Annotated in this window: 16 protein-coding genes; 2 read left to right on the forward strand and 14 right to left on the reverse strand. The window is 73.0% G+C overall.

Going from position 1 to position 21,949, the window contains the following annotated elements; translation table 11 throughout:
* Positions 1-2: 2 nt before the first annotated feature.
* From AC3EUJ_RS05560 to AC3EUJ_RS05610, 11 genes are all read right to left on the reverse strand, one after another.
* Positions 3-2,597: a serine/threonine-protein kinase gene (locus AC3EUJ_RS05560; RefSeq protein ID WP_431959802.1), complete on the reverse strand. Its 2,595-nt coding sequence runs from the start codon at positions 2,595-2,597 to the stop codon at positions 3-5.
* Positions 2,594-3,880 (reverse strand): hypothetical protein, encoded by a 1,287-nt coding sequence (locus AC3EUJ_RS05565; protein WP_431959803.1) that lies wholly within the window; start codon positions 3,878-3,880, stop codon positions 2,594-2,596. Before AC3EUJ_RS05565 ends, AC3EUJ_RS05560 begins: the two co-directional genes overlap by 4 nt.
* 39 nt (positions 3,881-3,919) lie before the next feature.
* The gene (locus AC3EUJ_RS05570) at positions 3,920-4,933 is read right to left on the reverse strand and encodes a glutamate ABC transporter substrate-binding protein (protein ID WP_431959804.1); all 1,014 of its coding nucleotides are present in this window, start codon (positions 4,931-4,933) and stop codon (positions 3,920-3,922) included.
* 17 nt (positions 4,934-4,950) lie between these two features.
* Positions 4,951-6,339 carry a hypothetical protein gene (locus AC3EUJ_RS05575; RefSeq protein ID WP_431959805.1) on the reverse strand — a complete coding sequence of 463 codons (1,389 nt, stop codon included), beginning with the start codon at positions 6,337-6,339 and terminating at the stop codon, positions 4,951-4,953.
* Positions 6,340-6,567: 228 nt separating this feature from the next.
* Complete coding sequence (locus AC3EUJ_RS05580) at positions 6,568-7,584, reverse strand: N-acetylglucosamine kinase (protein WP_431959806.1); 1,017 nt, start codon at positions 7,582-7,584, stop codon at positions 6,568-6,570.
* The gene (locus tag AC3EUJ_RS05585; protein WP_431959807.1) at positions 7,575-8,837 is read right to left on the reverse strand and encodes a 6-phospho-beta-glucosidase; all 1,263 of its coding nucleotides are present in this window, start codon (positions 8,835-8,837) and stop codon (positions 7,575-7,577) included. Before AC3EUJ_RS05585 ends, AC3EUJ_RS05580 begins: the two co-directional genes overlap by 10 nt.
* On the reverse strand, positions 8,834-9,739 hold the full coding sequence (locus tag AC3EUJ_RS05590; RefSeq protein ID WP_431959808.1) for a carbohydrate ABC transporter permease: 906 nt from the start codon (positions 9,737-9,739) through the stop codon (positions 8,834-8,836). The genes AC3EUJ_RS05585 and AC3EUJ_RS05590 overlap by 4 nt, the downstream gene beginning before the upstream one ends.
* 5 nt (positions 9,740-9,744) lie before the next feature.
* Positions 9,745-10,692: a carbohydrate ABC transporter permease gene (locus AC3EUJ_RS05595; RefSeq protein ID WP_431959809.1), complete on the reverse strand. Its 948-nt coding sequence runs from the start codon at positions 10,690-10,692 to the stop codon at positions 9,745-9,747.
* Positions 10,692-12,029 carry an ABC transporter substrate-binding protein gene (locus AC3EUJ_RS05600; RefSeq protein WP_431959810.1) on the reverse strand — a complete coding sequence of 446 codons (1,338 nt, stop codon included), beginning with the start codon at positions 12,027-12,029 and terminating at the stop codon, positions 10,692-10,694. The genes AC3EUJ_RS05595 and AC3EUJ_RS05600 overlap by 1 nt, the downstream gene beginning before the upstream one ends.
* A gap of 109 nt (positions 12,030-12,138) precedes the next feature.
* A complete protein-coding gene (locus AC3EUJ_RS05605) occupies positions 12,139-13,305 on the reverse strand; it encodes an ROK family transcriptional regulator (RefSeq protein WP_431959838.1) in 1,167 nt (388 codons plus the stop codon).
* 313 nt (positions 13,306-13,618) lie between these two features.
* Positions 13,619-14,674: a mechanosensitive ion channel family protein gene (locus AC3EUJ_RS05610; RefSeq protein ID WP_431959811.1), complete on the reverse strand. Its 1,056-nt coding sequence runs from the start codon at positions 14,672-14,674 to the stop codon at positions 13,619-13,621.
* A 233-nt stretch (positions 14,675-14,907) separates the two neighbouring features.
* On the opposite strand from AC3EUJ_RS05610, the gene AC3EUJ_RS05615 reads away from it, so the two are divergent.
* The gene (locus tag AC3EUJ_RS05615; protein WP_431959813.1) at positions 14,908-15,444 is read left to right on the forward strand and encodes an HNH endonuclease; all 537 of its coding nucleotides are present in this window, start codon (positions 14,908-14,910) and stop codon (positions 15,442-15,444) included.
* Positions 15,445-15,546: 102 nt separating this feature from the next.
* On the opposite strand, the gene AC3EUJ_RS05620 is transcribed toward AC3EUJ_RS05615, so the two are convergent.
* Genes AC3EUJ_RS05620 through AC3EUJ_RS05630 form a run of 3 tightly spaced genes read right to left on the reverse strand, consistent with a single transcriptional unit; the run spans position 15,547 to position 18,202 of the window.
* Entirely contained in the window at positions 15,547-16,959 is a 1,413-nt protein-coding gene (locus tag AC3EUJ_RS05620) for an FtsX-like permease family protein (protein WP_431959814.1), read from the reverse strand.
* Entirely contained in the window at positions 16,956-17,666 is a 711-nt protein-coding gene (locus tag AC3EUJ_RS05625; RefSeq protein WP_431959815.1) for an ABC transporter ATP-binding protein, read from the reverse strand. The genes AC3EUJ_RS05620 and AC3EUJ_RS05625 overlap by 4 nt, the downstream gene beginning before the upstream one ends.
* Positions 17,663-18,202: a PadR family transcriptional regulator gene (locus AC3EUJ_RS05630; RefSeq protein WP_431959816.1), complete on the reverse strand. Its 540-nt coding sequence runs from the start codon at positions 18,200-18,202 to the stop codon at positions 17,663-17,665. The genes AC3EUJ_RS05625 and AC3EUJ_RS05630 overlap by 4 nt, the downstream gene beginning before the upstream one ends.
* Before the next feature lie 908 nt (positions 18,203-19,110).
* Here AC3EUJ_RS05630 and pepN point away from each other — a divergent pair.
* Positions 19,111-21,681: an aminopeptidase N gene (gene pepN, locus AC3EUJ_RS05635; RefSeq protein WP_431959817.1), complete on the forward strand. Its 2,571-nt coding sequence runs from the start codon at positions 19,111-19,113 to the stop codon at positions 21,679-21,681.
* Positions 21,682-21,949: the final 268 nt, after the last annotated feature.

A 21,949-nucleotide genomic window follows, 5' to 3' on the forward strand; every position in this document is an offset into this window, starting at 1 on the left:
GGTTACACCCACGTCCGGGGGCGGAGGCGGTTGGCCCGCTCCACCAGCTCGATCCTTGTGCGGCCCTGGTCGGCGAGCCGGGCCAGTACCCGGTACGAGTGTTCCAGGCCGAAGCGCAGCCCCCGTTCGTCCAGGTCCCGGCCCAGGAGCCCGGGCGTGGCGGATCCGGTGGACGGGACCTCGGCCGCGCCCTGCTGCCCGGCCAGCACCCAGTCCAGCGCGCCGCCCAGCACCTCGGTGGACAACTGCTCGCGCAGCCGCGTGTCCAGGCCCAGCCGTTGCAGGTCCTCCACCTGCCGGGCCGCGGCCCGCAGGTCGTCCAGGAGCGGCTCCTGCGGGGCGCGTCCGCGCAGCCGGGCGCGCACGGCCGCCACCCGCGCGGCCGTGTAGTGGATCGAGGACTCGGGGACCGACTCCAGGGCGGTCACCGCCCCCGCCCGGTCACCCGCGGCGAGCCGGACGCGGGCCAGGCCGAAGGCCGCGCTCACGTAGCTCTGGTCCGTGGTCCACACGAGCCGGTAGTACTCGGCGGCGTTGTCCAGCTGGCCCAGCACCTCCGCGCAGACGCCCAGCGCCAGCTTGGGGGCGGGTTCGCCGGGGAAGGCGTCGTAGACCGCGTCGAAGGACAGCGCGGCGGTGCCGTCGTCGCGGGTGACGAGCGCGGCCAGGCCGCGGTGCCACACCACGCGCCAGTCCTCGGGATGTTCCTCCTGCAGCCTCCGCAACTCCTCGACGGCCGCGGGTGCGTCGTCGCTGTCGAGACGGGCACGCACCGTGCGCAGCCGCAGCTCCGGGGACTGCACCGGCGCCGCCCGCAGCGCGGCCACCAGTTCGGACGGCGCGGCCGCCGCGAGCCCGGCCAGGAAACCGGCGTTGGGGTCGGCGGGATCGACGTGCGGCACGGGCAGCGAGAGCGCCGCGGCCCGTACGTCCAGCGGCGAGACGGCGGGCCCGGCCGCCAGGGGCACCGGCCCCGTCCGCTGGGTGGGCACGGTGAAGGGGGCGCCCGGCACGGTCGCGCCGTACTCGCCGGGGCCGGGTGCCGACGACGGGGGCAGGGCGGGAGCGGCGGCGGTCGCGGCGGGCAGGGCCGGTACGGCGCCCCGCCGGCTGCCGTTCGCACCGTTCGCACCGCGGACGCCCAGGGTGGAGGCGTCCTCGGCCGGAGCCAGCAACACGGTGTCGACCACCCGCAGTTCCGGGCCGAACAAGGTGGACAGCGCGGGCCGCGGCTTGCCGGTGCCCAGCGCCACGACCTCGCGCAGCACGCCCAGCAGCTGCTCGCTCATCTCGTCCGCCGAGGCGAAACGGCGGCCCGGGTCGGGGTCGGTGGCGCGGACCAGCAGCCGGTAGAAGGACTCGTAGCGGGAGAGGACCTCGATGCCGTCCGGGTCCGGCAGGCTGTCCACGAACACGTTCGTGTAGCCCTGGAAGTCGAAGGTGAGCACGGCCAGCGTCCGCGCCACCGTGTACAGGTCCGAGGCGACGGACGGGCCGACCTCGGGCACCTCCGGCGCCTGGTAGCCGACCGTCCCGTAGATCGGGCTGTCCTGGTCGTCCATCCTGCGGACGGCGCCCATGTCGATGAGCTCCAGCCGGTCCTCGGTCTGGATGGCGTTGTCGACCTTGAAGTCGCAGTACAGCAGGTTGCGGCTGTGCAGGTGGCCGAGGGCGTCCAGCGCCTCGATGGCGTAGGCGATGGCCTGGTCGACGGGGAGCGGCTCGCGTCTGCCGTCGGCGCCCCGGCGTTCGTTGGCGATCTCCTTGAGGGACTTGCCGCCGACGTACTCCATGACGATGTAGCCGTCGAGGGTGCCGCCCCTCGGGTCGAGATGCTCCACGAAGTTGTAGATCCGCACGATGTTGGGGTGCTCGATCTCGGCGAGGAAGCGGCGCTCGGAGACCGCCGCGGCCAGCGCGTCCTCGTCGCCGGTGTCGAGCAGGCCCTTGAGCACCACCCAGCGGTCGCTGACCGCCCGGTCCACGGCCAGGTAGATCCAGCCCAGGCCGCCGTGCGCCAGGCAGCCCACCACCTCGTACTGCCCGTGCACCACGTCGCCCGCCCGCAGCTTGGGCGTGAACGAGTACCGCTGGCCGCACTTGGTGCAGAAGCCCTCGGTGCGCCCGGGACGGTCCCCGCGGCTGCGGCCGACCGGCGCCCCGCAGTCGCCCTTGCTGCAGAACCGCTTCCGCTCGGGGACCTGCGGGTCCTGCAGCACCGCGGCGGCCGGATCGGGCCGGGGGATGGGCGGTACGGTCACCAGGCCGGCGCCCAGCTTGCCCCGGGTCGGGCCGCTGGAGCCGGAGCGCGAACTGCGCACGGAGACGGAGGCGGCGCCGCTCGTGCTGCCGCTCAGCGAACGGGACAGCCGCCCGGACACCGAACGGCGAGAGGAGCGGGACGAGCCAGAGGTCCGCGACGAGCGCGAGGAGGCGCCGGAGCCCGGTCCGGTCCCGGCGGCCCGCGACGGCTGCGAGGGCTTCGACGAGCCCCCGCCCCCGCCGGCGGCCGGCGCCAGCCCGCAGGTGTCGCAGAACAGCTCACCGCCCCCGACGTCCTCGATCGTCCCGTCGCAGCCCGGACGCTGGCAGTTCATCGTGCATCCCCCCTGTGGTCGGCAGGTTCCGCCTGCCCCGGCACCACCGACTCGGCAACGGCCCGCTGATAGCGCAGCACCGCGTTCTCCGCGGCGCGAAGGTCGCACGGCGCGCTCCACAGCAGACGCCGCGCGTGGTCGTAGCGCTCCATCAGGAGCGGGTCCTCCGCCATTTTGTGACGGGCCACCTTCGCCCGGTACGCGTCGAGCCGGCCGCGCAGCTCGGCGCGGACGGCCAGCGGCGCGGTGACCGCGGTCAGCGACTCGCGGGCGCGCAGCAGTTCCTCGTCCGCGCGTCGTTCGAGGTCGTCCAGCAGCGGGGAGAGACGGTGCCACTGGCCGGTCCTGCGGAAGTCGACCGCGGCGGAGAGCTGATCGTGCAGCGCGACCGGCGCCCCGTTGACCGCGGGCACCTCCGAGGCCGCGATCTTGGCGAGCACCTCGACCCGGGCACTGCGCGCCTCGGTGAGGGTGCGGTCGGCGCGCGACAGGACGTCCCGCAGCCGCATCAGCCGGTGGTCGGCGTCGTCGCGGACGTGCAGCACGGCCTCCACCTCGCGCCGTATGTCCTCCAGGGACCGTCCGGCCCGGTCGTAGCGCGTGGTGTCGGGCCGGCCGCCGGACCAGAAGGCGAGCGGGTCGGAGACCACCTCGGCGCGCAGCGCCGCCAGCGAGTCCAGCATCCCCGCGAGGTCGTCGCCCGAGGGGTGGGTGCCGGGGCGCACGCCGACGGACTCGGCGAGCGAACGCACCCGCCCGGCCTCCGCGACCAGCAGGTCGATGCGCGCGGGCAGTGCCGACCACACCGCGTCTGCGGCGGACACCACGTCCATCACCCGCGCGTACCACTCGTTCATGCGCGCCAGCAGTTCCTCCAGGCTGATGCGCTCACTCAGCCGGGCCGGTCCCGTCAGGCCCCGCGCCGCCTCCGGCACGGCGCCGCCGGAGACGGTGACGCCGGAGCCGCGCAACAGCTCGGTCAGCTCCCGCAGTTCGCTCTGGGTGGGCCAGCGGCGGCGGCCGCGCAGCGCCCGGGCGGTGGTCAGGGCCTCCGTGTACGTGTCGAAGTGCGCCCACAACAGGGCGACGGCCTGCTCGGCCGCGGCCCAGCGCTCCTTGGTGGCACCGCTCAGCGCCGCGCCCTCGAGCAGCCTGCGGCCGGGGTGGTCCTGCAGCGCGAGCAGGGACGCCTCAATGGCGTCCCGCTCGTCACCGAGCCGTGCCAGGGCACGGTCGACGTCCTCACGGCTCATCGCCGGTCCGGATGGTCCCGCGACCGCCATCGCACCTTCCTTCCCTCCCGCTGGTCCCCGTGCTTGCCGTCAGTCCTTGTAGAGCGGTGCCGGCGGCCCCTCGATGCCGGGAAGGTCCGCCTCCAGCCAGGTACGGTACGCCTGCATCCAATGGCTGTCCGGGCCACCGGCGCGGTAGTCCTCCAGCACCTTGTTGACCCGGCGCACCAGGTCGGTGTCCTGCTCGTTCATGGCCACGCCGTAGTACTCGGTGGTGACGGGGGTGCCCACCAGCCGCACCGCCGGGTCCTGGGCGGCCTGGCCGGCGGCGAGCGCGTTGTCGGTGAAGACCGCGTCGGCCTCCCCGAGTTGCAGCATCACCAGGCAGTCCAGCTGGTTGGCGACGAGCAGGACGCGGGGCCGCAGCCGCTCCTTCTCCTTCTCCAGCTCCGCCTGGCCGGTGCTCCCCTGCGCGACGCAGATCCGTTTCCCCTTCACGGAGGAGTCGAATCCCTTGACGGTGGAACCCTGACGGGGGACCAGCAGTTGCTGCCCCGCCTCGAAGTAGGCGGTGGAGAAGGCGATGTGCTTCTCCTTGATCCGTTCGCACGTGATGCTCACGGTGCGCACCAGCAGGTCCACGTCACGGTTGTTGACGGCGTCGAAGCGCTTGGCGGTCGGCACGGTCTTGTAGAGGATGTCGTCCTCGCTGCCGAGGATGTCCTTGGCGATGGCCTTGGCCAGGTCGATGTCGAAGCCGACGATCTTCCGGGAGACCGGGTCGCGATAGCTCCAGCGGTAGCCGTTCTGGTCGACCCCGATGACCAGCTTGCCGCGCTTCCTGATCCGTTCGATCGCCGGGCCGCTCGCGGAGGACGGCCGCAGGCTCGCCTCCGGGTGGCCGCCGCAGCCGTCGTCGGCCGCCGCCTTGCCCGGCGCGGCGGCGGGGGCCCCGGTAGCCGCCGCCCGGGCCTTCGGCTGCTCCCGGTCCTCGCCGTCCTGCAGCGGCAGTACGGCGCCGGCGGCCGCGGCCGCGACCAGCGCGGCCGCCGAGACCACGGCCGCCCAGCCCCGCACGCGCCACCCACGTCCCTCGCGTCCCATCTGCGGCCTCCCCCCGTTCACCGGTACTCCGACAGCCTGCGCCCGATGCCCAGCGCCGCGCCCGCGGCGCCGAGCACCGCCAGCAGCGCCGCGCCCGGCACCAGCCCGTTCAGCGCGCCGCGCCCGTCGGCCGCGGCCCGTTCGAACTCCTGCTGCTCGTGGTCGACGGACTGCTTGAGACTGTTGTCGACCTCGTCGAAGCAGAAGCCCGTGTACTGCTCGGCCTGCCGGCCGTTCTCGTACCTGCCGCCGATCGTCTGGGCCACGGCGTCCAGGTAGCTGCCCGCGTCGTCCTTCTCGCGGGCTTGGCCGTGCAGTCCCCACCAGGCCTTGGCCGCCTTCATCGCCGACGTGATGCTCCCGCGGCCCTCGGAGTCGTCGGCGAGCCCCAGCGCCTGCGCCAGCAGGCCCGTCCGCCCGTCCGCGTTCGTGCCTGCCAGGCCCTGCAGTTGCTTGTCGTACGCCGCGCTGTACGCGTCCCCGCCGCCGCGGGCGACAAGGGTCAGGTTCTCGTTGCCGCGGGCCTGCAGGGTCTGGATCCGGGCCTCGTTGAGGACCTGCAGCGACCGCGCACCGTGGGCGTAGGAGTCGTCGAGCCGGGCGCGGGCCACGCCGTGCCCGGCCACCAGCCACAGCAGCACCACGACGGTGGCAACCGTCCCGGCCAGCATGCCCGGGCTGAACACCCGGTGCGTGCGCCGGAACGAGCGGCGCTGTGCCCACAGCAGCCCGCCCAGTGCGAGGACGCCGAGCGCCCAGGCGGCCCAGGGCAGCGCCTTGGCGTCCGCGTAGTCCTCGCCCAGCCGCGCGGTCTCGATCGTCCACAGCTGCTTGGCGTCCGGGAGCAGCTGCTCGTTCATCATCTTGTTGGCGCGCCGCAGGTACGCCCCGCCGACCGGGAAGCCCTGGCGGTTGTTGGCCCGGGCGCGCTCGACCAGTCCGGTGTACTCCGACAGCCGCTGGCTGAGCCGTTCCAGCCGGGCGCGCGCATCGGCAGAGCCCTCGGAACTGGCCGCCGCGTCGGCGATGTTCCGCGCCGCGACCCGGATGTCCCGCGCGTACCGCTCGCGGTCCTGCTCGGGGTCGTCGCCGCCGGCGAGGAAGCCACCGGCGGCGGTGGCGTCCGCGTCGGCGAGCGAGCGGTAGATGTCCGCGGCGCGGGCGCTCAGCGGCTCGCTGTGGTGGATCACGTCGTCGGCCGCGGCCGAGCGCTCGGTGATCTGCCATGCCGTCACCGCGCCGAACGCGACGACCAGTACGACCAGCAGCGCTCCGATGATCCGCAGCCGGCCCGGTTCCGTCGTGGCCGCGCCGCGCCACGCGCGCAGTTGCTCCACCCATGCCCGCGGCCGCCTGCCGCCGGGCGCGGGCGTGTCCGCCCGCACGGTCGGCAACTCCGTTTCCATCGGCGTCCGTGTCACCTGCCGGCCCTCCCCCCGACCCGTTCGCCCGCGCGTACGCGCGACGAGCCCATGACCAGCAGTATGGCCGTCGTCACCGGCATCCACCCAGGGATTGCGTGGATCTTGCCGTCCGCACAGCCCGTCTGCCGCCCGTCGGGTCCCCCGCGCGCCGCCCCCCTCGCAGCTCACCACGCACCGGGGAGTGTGTTCGGTTCCCCCGGCGCGCGCCGGTCAGGACACGGAGCCCACCGCCTCGTAGTGCGCCCGCAGCCGCGCGTGCGCCTCGGCTGCCGCGCCGGTGCGGTCCAGGCCCAGCAGGGCGGCGCCCAGCACCGGCGGGGAGGTGACCACCTTCGGCACGGCCTTGGGCGCCGCGGCGGCCAGCAGGGCGGTCACGGAGTCCATCAGCAGGGGGTGGCGGGCGGCCAGGACACCGCCGCCGAGGACGACGTCGGTCTCCTCGCCGAGCAGGCCGAGGCGGCGCAGCGCCACCGTGGCCATGACCACGATCTCCTCGGCCTGCCGTTCGACGATGGCCCGGGCGACGGGATCGCCCGCTTCCGCGGTCTTGAAGAGCACAGGGGTCAATTCGTGCTTTCGGGAGAAATCAATGTGTCCCAGGTGCAGTGCTTCGATCAGCGCGTACATCGAGGTCAGTCCGAAGTGCGCGGGCAGCGCGGCGGCGAGCGCGGTGGGGCCGCCGCGCCCGTCCTCGGCGCGCGCGGCCCACCACAGCGCCTCGTCGGCCAGGCCCGCCCCGCCGCCCCAGTCGCCGGACAGCTGGCCGATGGCCGGGAAACGGGCCGTGCGGCCGTCCGGGAGCATGCCCGCGCAGTTGATGCCCGCGCCGCACACCACCGCGACCCCGCGCGGCCCGTCGACGCCCGCGCGCAGGAGGGCGAAGGTGTCGTTGGCGACACGGGTGGCCTCGCCCCAGCCCCGGGCGTGGACGGCGAGTTCGAGCTGCTGCTCCTCGACGGGCAGGTCGGCGTTGGCCAGGCACGCGGAGACGTGCCGCACGAGCGGTTCCCCGGGCCGCGGGGAGAGGCCGGCGGCGTCGGCGGCCCGCTCGACTATGCGGGCGATCACCTCGACCGCCGCCTCGGTGCCGGCGACCTGCGGCTGGAACCCGCCGCCGCGGGCGGTGCCGAGCACCGTCCCGTCGGCGGCGACGAGGGCCACGTCGGTCTTGCTGTTGCCCGCGTCGACGGCCAGCACGCCGTCGGCGACAAGAGGGTTCAGGCCCACGCGAGGTGCTCCCGGTCGTGCGCGATCAGACGGTCGGTCAGGGCCTCGGCGTACTCGTACTGGCCGACGAGGGGGTGCGACAGCAGGGCCTTGAAGACCCGGTCGCGGCCGCCGTGCACGGCGGCGGTCAGCGCCAGGTCCTCGTAGGCGGTGACGTTCGCGACCAGGCCGCCGAACAGCGGGTCCAGGGGCGGGACGGGCAGCGGGTGCGTCCCGTTCGCGTCCACGGTGGCCGGGACCTCGACGACGGCGTCGTCCGGGAGGAACGGGAGGGTGCCGTTGTTGAGGGTGTTGACGACCTGGACGTCGCCGGTGTCCCGCAGGAGGGAGGAGGCGAGCGCCACGGCGGCCTCGGAGTAGTAGGCCCCGCCGCGCCGGGCCAGCAGCTCCGGCTTCTCGTCGAGGGTCTCGTCCCCGTACATCTCCAGCAGTTCCGCCTCGATGGCGGCCACCTCGGCGGCCCGGGAGGACTTGGTGCGCATCTCCCGCACGACCTCGTCGTGGGCGTAGTAGTAGCGCAGGTAGTACGAGGGCACCACGCCCAGCCGGTCCAGCACCGCCCGGGGCAGGTGGAGGTCGCCGGCGACGGTGTCGCCGTGCTCGGCGAGCAGCTTCGGCAGGACGTCCTCGCCGTCGGGGCCGCCGATCCGTACGCCGCGTTCCCAGGTGAGGTGGTTGAGGCCCACGTGGTCCAGGTGGACCCGCTCGGGGGTCACGCCGAGCAGCCCGGCGAACTTCCGCTGGAAGCCGATGGCGACGTTGCACAGCCCGACGGCCTTGTGGCCGGCCTGCAGCAGGGCCCGGGTGACGATGCCGACCGGGTTGGTGAAGTCGATGATCCAGGCATCGGGGGCGGCCCGGCGGACCCTCTCGGCGATGTCGAGCACCACCGGCACCGTGCGCAGCGCCTTGGCCAGCCCGCCCGCGCCGGTGGTCTCCTGGCCGACGCAGCCGCACTCCAGCGGCCAGGCCTCGTCCCGCGCCCGGGCGGCCTGGCCGCCGACACGCAGCTGCAGCAGGATCGCGTCGGCCCCGGCCACGCCCGCGTCCAGGTCCGAGGTGGTGGTCACGGTGCCGGGGTGGCCCTGCCGGGCGAAGATCCGCCGGGCGAGCCCGCCGACCAGCCGCAGCCGGTCCTCGGCCGGGTCCACCAGGACCAGCTCCTCGACCGGCAGGGTCTCCCGCAGCCGGGCGAAACCGTCGATGAGTTCCGGGGTGTACGTGGACCCGCCGCCCACGACCGCCAGCTTCATCCTTTGACTCCCGTCAACGTCACGCCTTCGATGAAGGCCTTTTGCGCGAAGAAGAAGACGACGATCACGGGTGTCATGACCAGCACCGTGGCGGCCATCGTCAGGTTCCAGTTGGTGTGGTGGGCGCCCTTGAAGGACTCCAGGCCGTAGCTCAGGGTCCAGGCCGCCGGGTTCTCGCTCGCGTAGATCTGCGGGCCGAAGTAGTCGTTCCAGCAGTAGAAGAACTGGAACAGCGCCACGGCGGCGATGGCCGGTTTCGCCATCGGCAGCACCACGTTCAGCATCGTGCGCAGTTCGCCGCAGCCGTCGACCCTGGCCGCGTCCGTGTACTCCTTGGGGATGGTCAGCAGGAACTGCCGGAGCAGGAAGATGCTGAACGCGTCACCGAAGGCCATCGGGATGATCAGCGGCCACAGCGTGCCCGACAGGTGCAGCTGCTTCGCCCAGAACAGGTACATGGGCACGATGACGACCTGCGGGGGCAGCATCATCGTCGAGACCACGAGCATCATCGACAGGTTGCGGCCGCGGAAGCGGAACTTGGCCAGCGCGTAGGCGACCGGCGTGCTGGAGACGACGGTCAGCACGGTGCCGAGGCCCGCGTACAGCAGGGTGTTGCGCCACCAGGTGAGGAACCCGGGGGTGTCCCAGACGGTGCCGAAGTTGCCCCACTCCCAGGTCCTCGGCCACAGGTCGCGGGTGAGGGCCTGGGTGTCGCTCATCACCGCGGTGAGGAGGACGAAGACGAACGGCAGGACGAAGAAGAGCGCGGCGGCGATGCCGAGGGCGTGCACCGCGATCCAGTTGAGCGCCGCCTTGCGGGACGCTGTGCGCCGCGCACCGGACGGGGTTCCGGTGGCGGGCGCCGTGGCGGATGGGGTGAGGGTGGCGTGGGTGGTCATGGGCGTCAGTCCTCCGCCGTCAGGAAGCCGCTGCGGCGGCGCATGAGGAGCGCGGTGAAGGCCATGGCGAGCGCGAAGAGCACGAGCGCGATCACACAGGCCGAGCCGGTGTCGAAGCGCTGGAAGCCGAGGTTGTAGACCAGTTGCGGCAGGGTCAGGGTGGACTTCTCCGGGTAGCCGGGCTCGAACTGCTGGCCCGAGCCGCCGATGATGCCGCTGGCGACCTTCCCGGCGACCAGGGGCTGTGTGTAGTACTGCATCGTCTGGATGACCCCGGTCACGACGGCGAACATCACGACGGGTGAGATGTTCGGCAGCGTGACGTAGCGGAACCTCGCCCAGGGCCCCGCGCCGTCCAGCTCGGCGGCCTCGTACTGCTCCTTGGGCACGTCGAGCAGCGCGGCCATGAAGATGACCATGAGGTCGCCGATGCCCCACAGCGCGAGCAGCGTGAGGGCGGGCTTGGACCACGCCGGGTCGTTGAACCAGCCGGGCGTCGGCAGGCCGGCCTTGCCCAGCAGGTGGTTGACCGGTCCCGTGCCGGGGTTGAGCAGGAAGGCGAAGGCCATCGTCGCGGCCACCGGCGGGGCCAGATAGGGGAGGTAGAAGGCGGTGCGGAACAGCCCGGCACCCGACTTGATCCTCGTGATCAGCAGTCCGATCCCCAGGCCGAACACGACCCGCAGGCTGACCATGACCACGACCAGCCACAGCGTGTTGCGCAGCGCCGGCCAGAAGAACGGGTAGTCGTCGAAGACGTACGACCAGTTCCTGAGGCCGTTCCACGTCGGGGCGGTGAAGCCGTCGTACTTCATGAACGAGAAGTAGACGGTCGAGACCAGCGGGTAGGCGAAGAAGACGCTGAAGCCGACCAGCCAGGGCGACATGAAGGCGAGGGTGCGAAGCGCCTCACGACGGCGCTTCGCCCTCAGCATCGGGTGGACGGCGCTCATCAACGGGCCTGCGCGATGTCCTTGTCGACCTGCTCGTCGACGCCCTTGAGGCCCGCGGCCAGGTCGCTCTGCTTGCCGGCCTCGTAGGCGTAGCCGAAGTCCTGCAGGGTCAGCTGGTAGGTGCCGCCGTTGACGCTGGCGGGGGTGGTGGTGCTGTCCGGGTTCTGCGCGATCTCCACGAAGGTGCGGAAGAGCGGATCGGCGTCCAGCTTCGGGGACCCCAGCGCGGCGAGCGTGGAGGGCACGTTGTGGATGGCGTTGGAGAAGCTCACCACCGCGTCGGTGTCGGTGGCCATGTACTTCACCAGCTCCCAGGCCGCGTTCTTCTTGGCGCTGGTGTTGGCGACGCCGATGATCGTGCCCGACAGGTAGCCCTTGCCATAGGTGTCGGCCTGGTCGTCCGGCACGGGGAAGGGGGCGACGCCGATCTCGAACTTCGTGCCGGCCTCCTCGGCCATTCCGGCCCGCCACTCGCCGTCGATGGCCATGGCGACCTGGCCGGTGTGGAAGGGGTTCTTGGCGCCCCACTCGTCACCGAAGGACGACCGGTACTTCTCCAGCTTCTTGAAGCCGCCGAGCGCCTTCACCATGTCCTGCTGCCAGGTGAACATGGCGGCGACCCCGGGGTCCTTGGCGATGTTCGACCTGCCGTCGGCGTCGAAGTACTTCGCGCCCCACTGCGCGGCCAGGTGCGTGGTGGTGGACTCGTAGCCGTGGAAGTTCGGCATGAAGCCGAGCTGGGAGTAGGAGTCGCCCTGGGCCTTGGTGAGCTTGACCGCGTCGGCCTTGAACTCCGAGAGCGTCTTCGGCGGAGCGGCGATCCCGGCGGCCTTGAAGGCGTCCTTGTTGTAGTAGAGGCCGTAGGCGTCGCCGAGCAGCGGCAGCGTGCAGCGCTTCCCCTCGAACTGGGTGTACTCCAGCATCGGCTTGGGGAAGGTGGCGGCCGGGTCGATGCCTGCCTTCTTCAGAAACGGGTCCAGGTCGGCGAAGGCGCCCGACGAGCAGAACTTGCCGACGTTGTCGGTGGTGAAGGAGGAGACGACGTCCGGGGCATTGGGGCCGCCGGCCCGCAGCGCCTGGTTGATCTTGTCGTCGGTGATGTTGCCCTGCACCTTGACGTGGATGTTGGGGTGGGCCTTCTCGAACGCCTTGACGTTGGCGTCGATCGCCTTCACCTCGCTGGGCGCGGACCAGCCGTGCCAGAAGGTGATGGTCACGTCCTTGGTGGGGTCGTCGCCTGCGGTGTTGTTGCCGGAGCCCGTGCACGCGCTCGTCAGCAGGGTTATCGCGGCGGCGGCTGCGACGGCGGCCGCGGCCGTCTTGGTGGAACCGGACACTTCGCTTCCTCCAGGGGACTTCGGGCGGTTCGAGGGTGTGCGAGACCGGCGGAGGGACCCGCGGGGGGCCGTCCACTGCGTGTGCGGGTGGGTGGATGGGCTGTCGCGGTCAGCGTGAGGTGTCGAACACCTCGTCGCGGGTGGTGGCGAGGGCGCTCTGCAGCGCCCCGGACAGGACGGGGTCGTTCGGTACGCCGCCGAGCACCAGCCGGGGCCGGGGGACGGCGAGTTCGGCCAGTTCGGACTGGACCAGGGAGCGCAGCGGCTCACCGCCCGCGGCGATCACCCCGCCGGACAGGACGATCAGCCCGGGGTCGAGGACGGTCACCAGCGAGGCCAGCCCGATGGCGAGCCCGGTGGCGAAGCGCCGAAGCAGCTCCGCGTGCGCGTCCTCACCGGTACCCGCCGCCGCGGCGAGCAGCGCCGAGGCGCTATCGGCCTGCGTGCCCCGCGGTACGGAGAGTCCCAGTTCCCGCGCGGTGCGCAGTACCGCGTTGCAGCCGGCCAGTTCCTGGAAGCCGCCGGCGTTGGCCTTGGCGACGTGCCGGACCAGGGGGGTCCCCGGCACCGGCATGAAGCCGACCTCGCCGGCGCCCCCGGTCCAGCCGCGGTGCAGCCGGCCGCCGATCACGATGGCCGCGCCGATGCCCTCCTCGTTCCACAGCAGGACGAAGTCGTCGTGGTCCCGGGCCGCGCCGAGCCGCTGCTCGGCCACGGCGGCGAGATTTACGTCGTTGTCGTACTCCAGGGGGACGGGCAGGGCGGCGGCCAGCTCGTCCAGGAGAGCGGGGGAGTGCCAGCCGGGGAGGTGGCTGGCGTAGCGCAGCCGGCCGGTGCTGGGGTCGAAGGCGCCGGGAGTGCCGACGACGATCCTGTGCAGGTCGGTGCGGTGCAGCCCGGCCGCCTTGATCGCGCCGTCGACGGCCTGGACGACCTGTTCGACGGCGCCGCCCTGGCCGCGCCGGGCGCGGCCGGGGGTGGCGAGCTCGAACACGCCGGCCACCCGGCCGGTGATGTCGGCGACGGCGGCGCGTATGCGCTCGGTCGTCACATCGAGGCCGGCGACGTGCGCGGCCGCGGGGTTGACCGCGTACAGCTGTGCGTTGGGCCCCGGGCGCCCGGCGGTCGTCCCGGTGGCGAGGACCAGCCCGGCCGCTTCGAGACGGGCGAGCAGCTGGGAGGCGGTGGGCTTCGACAGGCCGGTGAGCTTGCCGATCCGGGTGCGGGAGAGCGGGCCGTGCTCGATGAGCAGGTCGAGCGCGGCGCGGTCGTTCATCGCCCGTAGTACGCGCGGTGTGCCGGGGGTGCCCGGGCTTCCGGTGGTACCGGCCACGGTCTCGTCCTCCCTCGTCGTGACGGACACGCGCCGCAGGCTACGGCACGAGGCTGGTGGGCTGGGCGGGGTCAGGGAGGCGGCTGTGCCCTGGCGGTAGTTAGGAAACTTTCCTGTTGGTGAAAGGCAAGGTAGGCGCCCGCAGCCGGAGCGTCAAGGGCGGTTCGCGAGGTCGACTCCAAAGCGTTACCGGCCGTGTCGTGGCACGGAAAAGGGGCGCCGGGCGGTGCCCGGCGCCCCTGTTGGGCGGCTGTCGCTACTTGACCGCGCCCGGCTGGGACGACGCCGGCGCGGGGGCCGGCGGCTGCGCGGCCAGCGCCTGCGGGGAGGCGGGGTCGGCGAGCGCGGACGGCGGGGCGACGGCGGCCGAGGGGTCGGCCGGCCCCTCCTCCACCGCCTGCGGGGTGCCGCCGACGATCGCGATCCCGGACGCGTCGAAGGCCCGCTTGATCCGCCAGCGCAGTTCCCGCGCGACCGCCGCCGCCTTGCCCGGCATGGTCTTGGCCTGCGTCTGGATCAGCACCGAGTCCGAGGTCACCGACTCCAGGCCCAGCACCTCGACCGGCTCCCAGAGCACCTCGTCCCACGGCTGGTCCTTGGCCATCGCGGCGGCGGTCTCCTCGATCACCGTGCGGGCCCGGTCCAGGTCCTCCCCGTAGCCGACCTGGACGTCCACCACGGCCGTCGCCCAGCCCTGGCTGAGGTTGCCGATCCGCTTGACCTCGCCGTTGCGGATGTACCAGATCTCGCCGTTGTCGCCGCGCAGCTTGGTCACCCGCAGCCCGACCTCGACCACGGTGCCGCTGGCGACGCCCGCGTCGATGACGTCCCCGACGCCGTACTGGTCCTCCAGGATCATGAAGACGCCGGAAAGGAAGTCGGTCACCAGGTTCCGCGCGCCGAAGCCGATCGCGACACCGGCCACCCCCGCGCTGGCCAGCAGCGGAGCCAGGTTGATCTGCAACACGGACAGCACGGTGAGCGCCGCCGTCCCCATGATCACGAACGAGGCCACGCTGCGCAGCACCGAGCCGATCGCCTCGCTGCGCTGCCGCCGCCGCTCGGCGTTGACCAGCAGCCCGCCCAGCGCGCTCGTCGCGGCGACCTCGGCGCCGCGGTTCATGCGCTCGATGAACTTGGTGATCATGCGGCGGACCACCGACCGCAGCACCAGCGCGATCACCAGGATCAGCAGGATGCGCAGCCCTGCGGAGAGCCAGTCCGCCCAGTTCCGGCTGATGTAGTCGGCGGCGTCGGTCGCGCTCTTCTGGGCGTCGTCGATCGTCGCGACGGTGGACGGCGATGGGGACACGGGCGGAAACCTCCGGGTTGGGCAGGCTTCCCACACTAACGGGGGAGGCGATGTGTCCCGTTGTGCTGTTCGAGCGCGAGGTGCGGTGATTCAGGGCATGTAGAAGGGGTGTGGTTGAAAACACCCTCGCTCCGTTACCCGGTCATGGTGGCGCCGCGACCGGGCTTCCGGAGAGACTGTGGGCAGATCGTCCCGGCGCGAGCCACGCGCCGCCGGCGTAAAAGGAGGCACCCGTGCCGCATGTCCTGGTCCTCAACGCGTCGTACGAGCCGCTCGGCGTCGTACCGCTCCGCCGCGCGCTCATCCTCGTGCTGAACAAGAAGGCCGTGTGCCTCGAGGAATCCGGCGCCTATATGCACAGCGCGACCTGTACTGTCCCCGCTCCGAGTGTCGTGAAGCTCACCAAATTCGTCCGAGTCCCCTTTCGCGGCCCCGTGCCTCTGACCCGGCGGGCCCTGTTCGCCCGGGACGGCGGCCGGTGCGCGTACTGCGGAGGCGTCGCAACCAGCGTCGACCACGTGATCCCGCGCAGCCGCGGAGGCCAGCACACGTGGGACAACGTGGTCGCTGCCTGCCGCCGGTGCAACCATCTCAAGGCCGACCGCCATGTCGCCGAACTCGGCTGGCGGATGCGCCACCAGCCCGCCCCGCCGTCGGGCCTCGCCTGGCGGATCATCGGGACCGGGCATAGGGACCCGCGCTGGCTGCCATACCTGCAGGCATTCGGCGCGGAGGACGCCATGGCCCGGATCGACGGCATATCCGCCTGAGACCGGGCCTTCGTGTTGTCCTGAACCGTCCCCTACCGGGCTCAGGGCCCCGGACCGCACCCCCGTGCCGGTCCGGGGCCCCTCCGCGCACCCTCCGCGCCGCTACTCGTGGCGCAACTGCGCCGGGTGCACGGTGCGGCGCAGCAGCGGCAGGCCGGCTGCGGTCGCCAGCAGGGATGCGGCCAGCAGGCCGCCCGTGAGCAGCGCCGGCTCCAGCAGCGGCAGGGGGCGGCCCTGACCGTGGAGCACGACGGGCGCGACGAGCGCCAGGCCGCAGCCGGCGCCCAGGAGCAGGGCCGGGACGAGGGGCAGCGCGGTCTCCAGCAAGGTGGCGCGCCACAGCACCTTCCGGGGCGTGCCCGCCGCGGCCAGGGCGGCCAGGGCCCGGCGGCGGGTCATGAGTGACTCCACGACGCCCACGGCCAGCCCGCTGACGGTGACCGAGACGCCGATCAGCAGCGCGAGCCCGGCCAGGTCGTAGCCGCCGACGTAGAAGGAGACGTCACCGCCGGCATAGTCCGGGCCGTTCCGGAACATCTCGACCGTCACCCGTCGCATGACCACCCAGCCGACGCCCACCAGTGAGGCGAGCATCACCACCGTGTGGGCGCGGGCCGACGCCCACGGGTCGGCCCGCAGCCGCTCCCCCGCGATCAGCAGGGCCGGGCGGCCGGAGCGGGCGGCCAGCCGTCCGGTGAACAGCGCCAGCCCGGCGCTGGTGTACACCAGTCCGACGGCGCACAGGGCGAGGATCGCCACCACGATCGGCACGATCGGCACGTGCCTCAGGCGCACGGTCAGCCCCAGCAGCACGAGCCCGATGCCCGCGATCAGCGCCACGGGGCCCAGCAGCCACATGCCCGGGCCGGTGCGGGTCCGTCGTGGCCGGCGTGCGGCCGGGCCCAGCGGATCGACGGCCGCCCGTCGCAGCGTGAACCACGCCTCCGCGGTGGCCAGCAGCGGCAGGCCCGGCACCACGAGGATCGCCGCAGGCCACGGAACGGGTACGTCGGTCGGCCAGGTCAGGAGCCGGAACGCCCCGCCGTCCGCGGCCATGGCCGGTGCGCCGGCGTCAAGGACCGCGCGCAGCGTCAGGAAACCGGCCAGTCCGGCCAGGGAGCCGAGCCCGCACGCGGCGCCCGTCTCCAGCGCGGAGATCCGCCGCACCTGGCTCGGGGTCGCCCCGGCCAGGCGGAGCGCGGCGAGCCGCCGCTCGCGCCGAAGCGCGCCGATCCGCGTGCACTGCCCCACGAAAGCCAGTACCGGCACGAGGAGCAGCAGGAGTGCGGCGACCACGCCCGGTCGCAGGCCGGCCTCGTTCAGCAGGTCGTTGGTGTACCGGTGCTCCCCGCCCCCGAACCGGGTGTTGATCACAGCGACGACGACGGCCGCCAGCGCGAAGCCCGTGCCGAGGGCCGCGCCGAGCGCGGTGAGCGCCAGACGCCACCACTGGCTGCGCGGGGAGCCCCGCAGCAGTGCCCACGCCAGCAGGGCATCCCCCCGCAGCCCCCTCACCGGGTCACCTCGGCGACGGGCTCGTCCTCTCCCTCGACGACACCGTCCCGCACCGTCGCCTCGCGGTCCGCGTACGCCGCGACCTGGGCGTCGTGCGTGATCAGGAGCACCGCGGTACCGGACTCGCGGGCCGCGTGGACCAGGGCGGTCATGACCTGCTCGCCGGCGAGGGAGTCCAGCGCCCCGGTGGGCTCGTCGGCGAAGACCGCCTTCGGGCCGGTGACCAGCGCGCGGGCCAGGGCGACGCGCTGCGCCTGCCCGCCCGACATCTCACCCGGGCGCAGGGCGGCCTGACCGCGCACCCCGAAACGCTCCAGCCAGGTGCCCGCGCTCTCGTGGGCGGCGGCGCGGGAGTTCCCGGCCAGCAGCAGTGGCAGGGCCACGTTGTCCAGGGCCGTCAGTTCGCCGACCAACTGGCCGAACTGGAAGACCACGCCGAAGTCGGTGCGCCGCAGCATGGACCGGCGTGCCTCCCCGGCCTGGTCGAGCCGCTCCCCGCCGGCGTCGCCGCCCATGTAGCGGACTTCGCCCTCGTCCGGCCGGACGATGCCCGACATGCAGTGCAGCAGCGTGGACTTGCCGCTGCCGCTCGGCCCGGTGACGGCCAGGATCTCCCCGGGCAGCAGGCGCAGCGAGGCGCCGCGCAGGGCGTTGGTGGTGCCGTACCGCTTGACGAGGCCGCGGGCCTCGATCAGGGGTGTGGTCATGCTGAGGTGACCTCCTCGGCCAGGGCGCCGAGGCGCTGCGCGGCGTTGTCCATCCAGCGCAGGTCGGCGTCGAGATGGGTGAGGGCGTAGTCGGCGGAGAGCACGGCCGACAGCGGGGCGCCGGACGCGGCCTTCGCGGCGGTGAGTTCGCGCATCCGGGCGAGGTGAGCGGCGCGCTGGAGGCGCAGGAAGGCCGCCGGGTCGCCGAAGCCGGAGGCGATGAGCGCCGTGACCTTGGCGAAGATCTCGTTGGCCGCGCTGACCGGGGCGGGCGGTACGGGCTCGCCGAGCCAGGTCCGCAGTGCCAGCCGGCCCTGTTCGGTGAGCCGGTAGGTCGTGCGCTCCGGGCCGCCGTCGCTCTCGGTGGCGTCGACCTCGGCGAGGCCGTCGCGCACCAGGCGCTGCAGGCTCGTGTAGACCTGCCCGTACGCGAGGGGGCGTGCCTGGGGGAAGCGCTCGTCGTGCCGCCGCTTGAGGTCGTAGCCGTGGCCGGGCCCGGCGGCGAGCAGGCCCAGCAGGACGTTGCCGGTACTCATGCGACGCCCTCCTTCTATTCACTCGATACATGTACTGAGTGAATAGTGGCAGACGCGCGCTCACTCGGCAACGGTCACCGGAGAACGGCCGGTTGAGGAGGGTGATGGACGGTGCTGAGGTGACGGCGTAGGCCCGCATCGAGTACAGCGGGCAGCCGTACGTCGTGCCGCGTTCCAGTCCCTGCACACGGATGCGGCGCGTGTCCGACGGGGCGTCCAGCCGGACGGACTCCGTGCCGCGGCGGCCGCCGGAGACCACCGCAGCGCGGTGTGCAGGCTCTGGCCGTCCGCCGAGGTCAGGACCGTGTAGCGGGAGGCGTACGCGTCCTGCCGGCGCAGCACCACCCGGCCGACCCCGGCGGCCCGTGGCAGCTCGGCCTGCACCCAGGCGTTGTCCCGGACGGGGGAGGACCAGCGGATATCCCGGGGTCGCCGTCGGTCAGCGCCGAGGCCGGGAAGTCCGCCGTCTCGTCACCGGAGGAAGTGGCCCGGGCGCCCGCGGCGAGGCCGGGGCCGCCGGTGCGCGGACAGGCGTGCACGGTGACGGTCTGCCGCACGGCGCGGCCCTCGGCGCGGAACGCCGGCGGCACCTCGTACAAGCCGGGCACGCCGTCCGCGGGCAGGGACAGCCGCACCGGGACCCACCCCGCCGTCGACGGCGGCGACGAGCGCTGCCGTGTGCGTCGCGGCGACTCCCCCCTGCCCGGAGTCATGGCCCGACGGACCGTCACCCGCACGGAGGGCGTGTCAACGTGTGGATGCGCTCCTTCCGCCCCGTGCCCGCGGCCTGTACCGCCGGTAGCCGGCGGCGCCCGGGGACACGACCGGCCGGTCGAGGGAAAACCCCCGGCCGTCCCGCCCCTCCCGCGTGCGAGGATGGCCGAAAACCCGACGAAGGAGACGGACACGTGCCCGGCACGAACCTCACACGCGAGGAGGCGCGGCAGCGAGCCCGCCTGCTCACCGTGGACGCGTACGACATCGAGCTCGACCTGAGCGGGGCCCAGGAGGGCGGCACCTTCCGGTCGGTGACCACGGTGCGCTTCGGCTCCGCCGAGGCGGGTGCCTCGACCTTCATCGACCTGGTCGCCCCCACGGTCCACGAGGTGGTGCTCAACGGCACCGCGCTGGACCCGGCCGAGGTCTTCGCCGACAGCCGCATCGCCCTGCCGTCGCTGCGGGCCGGCGCCAACGAGCTGCGGGTCGTCGCGGACGCGGCGTACACCAACACCGGCGAGGGCCTGCACCGCTTCGTCGACCCGGTCGACAAGCAGGCGTACCTCTACACCCAGTTCGAGGTCCCGGACGCCCGCCGGGTCTTCACCTGCTTCGAGCAGCCCGACCTCAAGGCGACCTTCACCTTCACCGTGAAGGCCCCGGCCGGGTGGACGGTCGTCTCCAACTCCCCGACCCCGGAGCCGGCCGGCAATGTGTGGAGCTTCGCGCCCACCCCGCGCATCTCCACGTACATCACCGCGCTGATCGCCGGCCCGTACCACGCCGTGCACAGCACCTGGGAGGGCGAGGGCGGCCGCAGTGTGCCGCTGGGCCTGTACTGCCGTCCGTCGCTGACGGAGTTCCTCGACGCCGACGCGATCTTCGAGGTCACCCGGCAGGGCTTCGACTGGTTCGAGGAGAAGTTCGACTTCCCGTACCCCTTTGCGAAGTACGACCAGCTCTTCGTGCCGGAGTTCAACGCCGGCGCCATGGAGAACGCGGGCGCGGTCACCATCCGCGACCAGTACGTCTTCCGCTCCAAGGTGACCGACGCCGCCTACGAGGTGCGCGCCGAGACGATCCTCCACGAGCTGGCCCACATGTGGTTCGGCGACCTGGTCACCATGGAGTGGTGGAACGACCTCTGGCTGAACGAGTCGTTCGCCACCTACACCTCCATCGCCTGTCAGGCGTACGCGCCCGGCAGCCGGTGGCCGCACTCCTGGACGACCTTCGCCAACTCCATGAAGACCTGGGCGTACCGGCAGGACCAGCTGCCGTCCACCCACCCGATCATGGCGGAGATCAACGACCTCCAGGACGTCCAGGTCAACTTCGACGGCATCACCTATGCCAAGGGCGCCTCGGTGCTCAAGCAGCTGGTGGCCTACGTCGGCATGGACGAGTTCTTCACCGGCGTGCAGGCGTACTTCAAGCGCCACGCCTGGAAGAACACCCGCCTGACGGACCTGCTGTCCGCGCTGGAGGAGACCTCCGGCCGCGACCTGAAGACCTGGTCGAGGAAGTGGCTGGAGACCGCCGGCATCAACATCCTCCGCCCGGAGATCGAGACCGCCGCCGACGGCACCATCACCTCCTTCGCCGTGCGCCAGGAGGCCCCGGCGCTGCCGCCCGGCGCCAAGGGCGAGTCGATCCTGCGGCCGCACCGCATCGCGGTCGGCGCGTACGAGCTCCAGGACGGCAAGCTGGTGCGCGTCCAGCGCGTCGAGCTGGACGTCGACGGCGAGCTGACGCCGGTGCCCGAGCTCACCGGCGTCAAGCGCCCGGCGGTCGTGCTGCTCAACGACGACGACCTGTCGTACGCCAAGGTGCGGCTCGACGAGGCCTCGCTGGCCACCGTCCGCGAGCACCTCGGCGACTTCACCGAGTCGCTGCCGCGCGCCCTGGTGTGGGCGGCGGCGTGGGACATGACCCGCGACGGCGAACTCGCCACCCGCGACTACCTGGAGCTGGTGCTCTCCGGCATCGGCAAGGAGTCCGACATCGGCGTCGTGCAGTCCCTGCACCGCCAGGTGAAGACGGCGCTGGAGCTCTACGCCGCGGAGGACTGGCGCGAGACCGGTCTCGCCCGGTGGACCGAGGCGGCACTGGAGCACCTGCGCGCGGCCGCCCCCGGCAGCGACCACCAGCTCGCCTGGGCACGGGCGTTCGCCGCCACGGCCCGCACCAAGGAGCAGCTCGACCTGCTCGCCGGGCTGCTCGGCGGCACGGAGACGATCGAGGGTCTGGCCGTCGACACCGAGTTGCGCTGGGCCTTCCTGCAGCGGCTGGCCGCGACCGGCCGCGCCGACGAGGAAGCCATCGCGGCGGAGCTCGGCCGGGACGCCACGGCGGCCGGTGAGCGGCACGCGGCCACCGCGCGCGCCGCCCGTCCGACGGCCGAGGCGAAGGCCGAGGCGTGGGCCTCGGTCGTCGAGGCGGAGAAGCTCACCAACGCCGTCCAGGAGGCGGTCATCGCGGGCTTCTCCGAGCCCGACCAGCGCGAGCTGCTGGCGCCCTACACGCAGCGGTACTTCGCGGCGGTCTCGGACGTTTTCGCCTCCCGCAGCCACGAGATGGCCCAGCAGATCATCGTCGGCCTCTACCCGGCGCTCCAGGTCTCCCAGGAGACCCTGGACGCCACCGACGCCTGGCTGGCGGCGGCCGATCCGGCACCCGCGCTGCGGCGCATGGTGACGGAGTGCCGTGCCGGGGTCGACCGCGCCCTGAAGGCCCGGGCCGCGGACGCGGCGGCCGGCTGACCCACCCGGAGCGCGAGGCCCCCCGCGGCACACCGCCGCGGGGGGCCTCGCGTCTTCCGCGCTTTCCGCAGCGGCCGGTGCGCTGCCGCGCGATGCCGCTCGTTCCCCACGCCGTCTTCACCTCGGTTCACGCCGTTGGGGGAAGGCCCGCGCGCCCTCGCGGACACCGGCCGGCGACGGCGCGGATGCCTGACGGCGGGGTGCGGCGGAACGGCCCGGGCCGCCGGAACGCTCTCGCGGCCGCCACCCCCGGCACAAGGGGTCGGCC

The sequence above is a fragment of the Actinacidiphila sp. bgisy160 genome, from assembly GCF_057707815.1.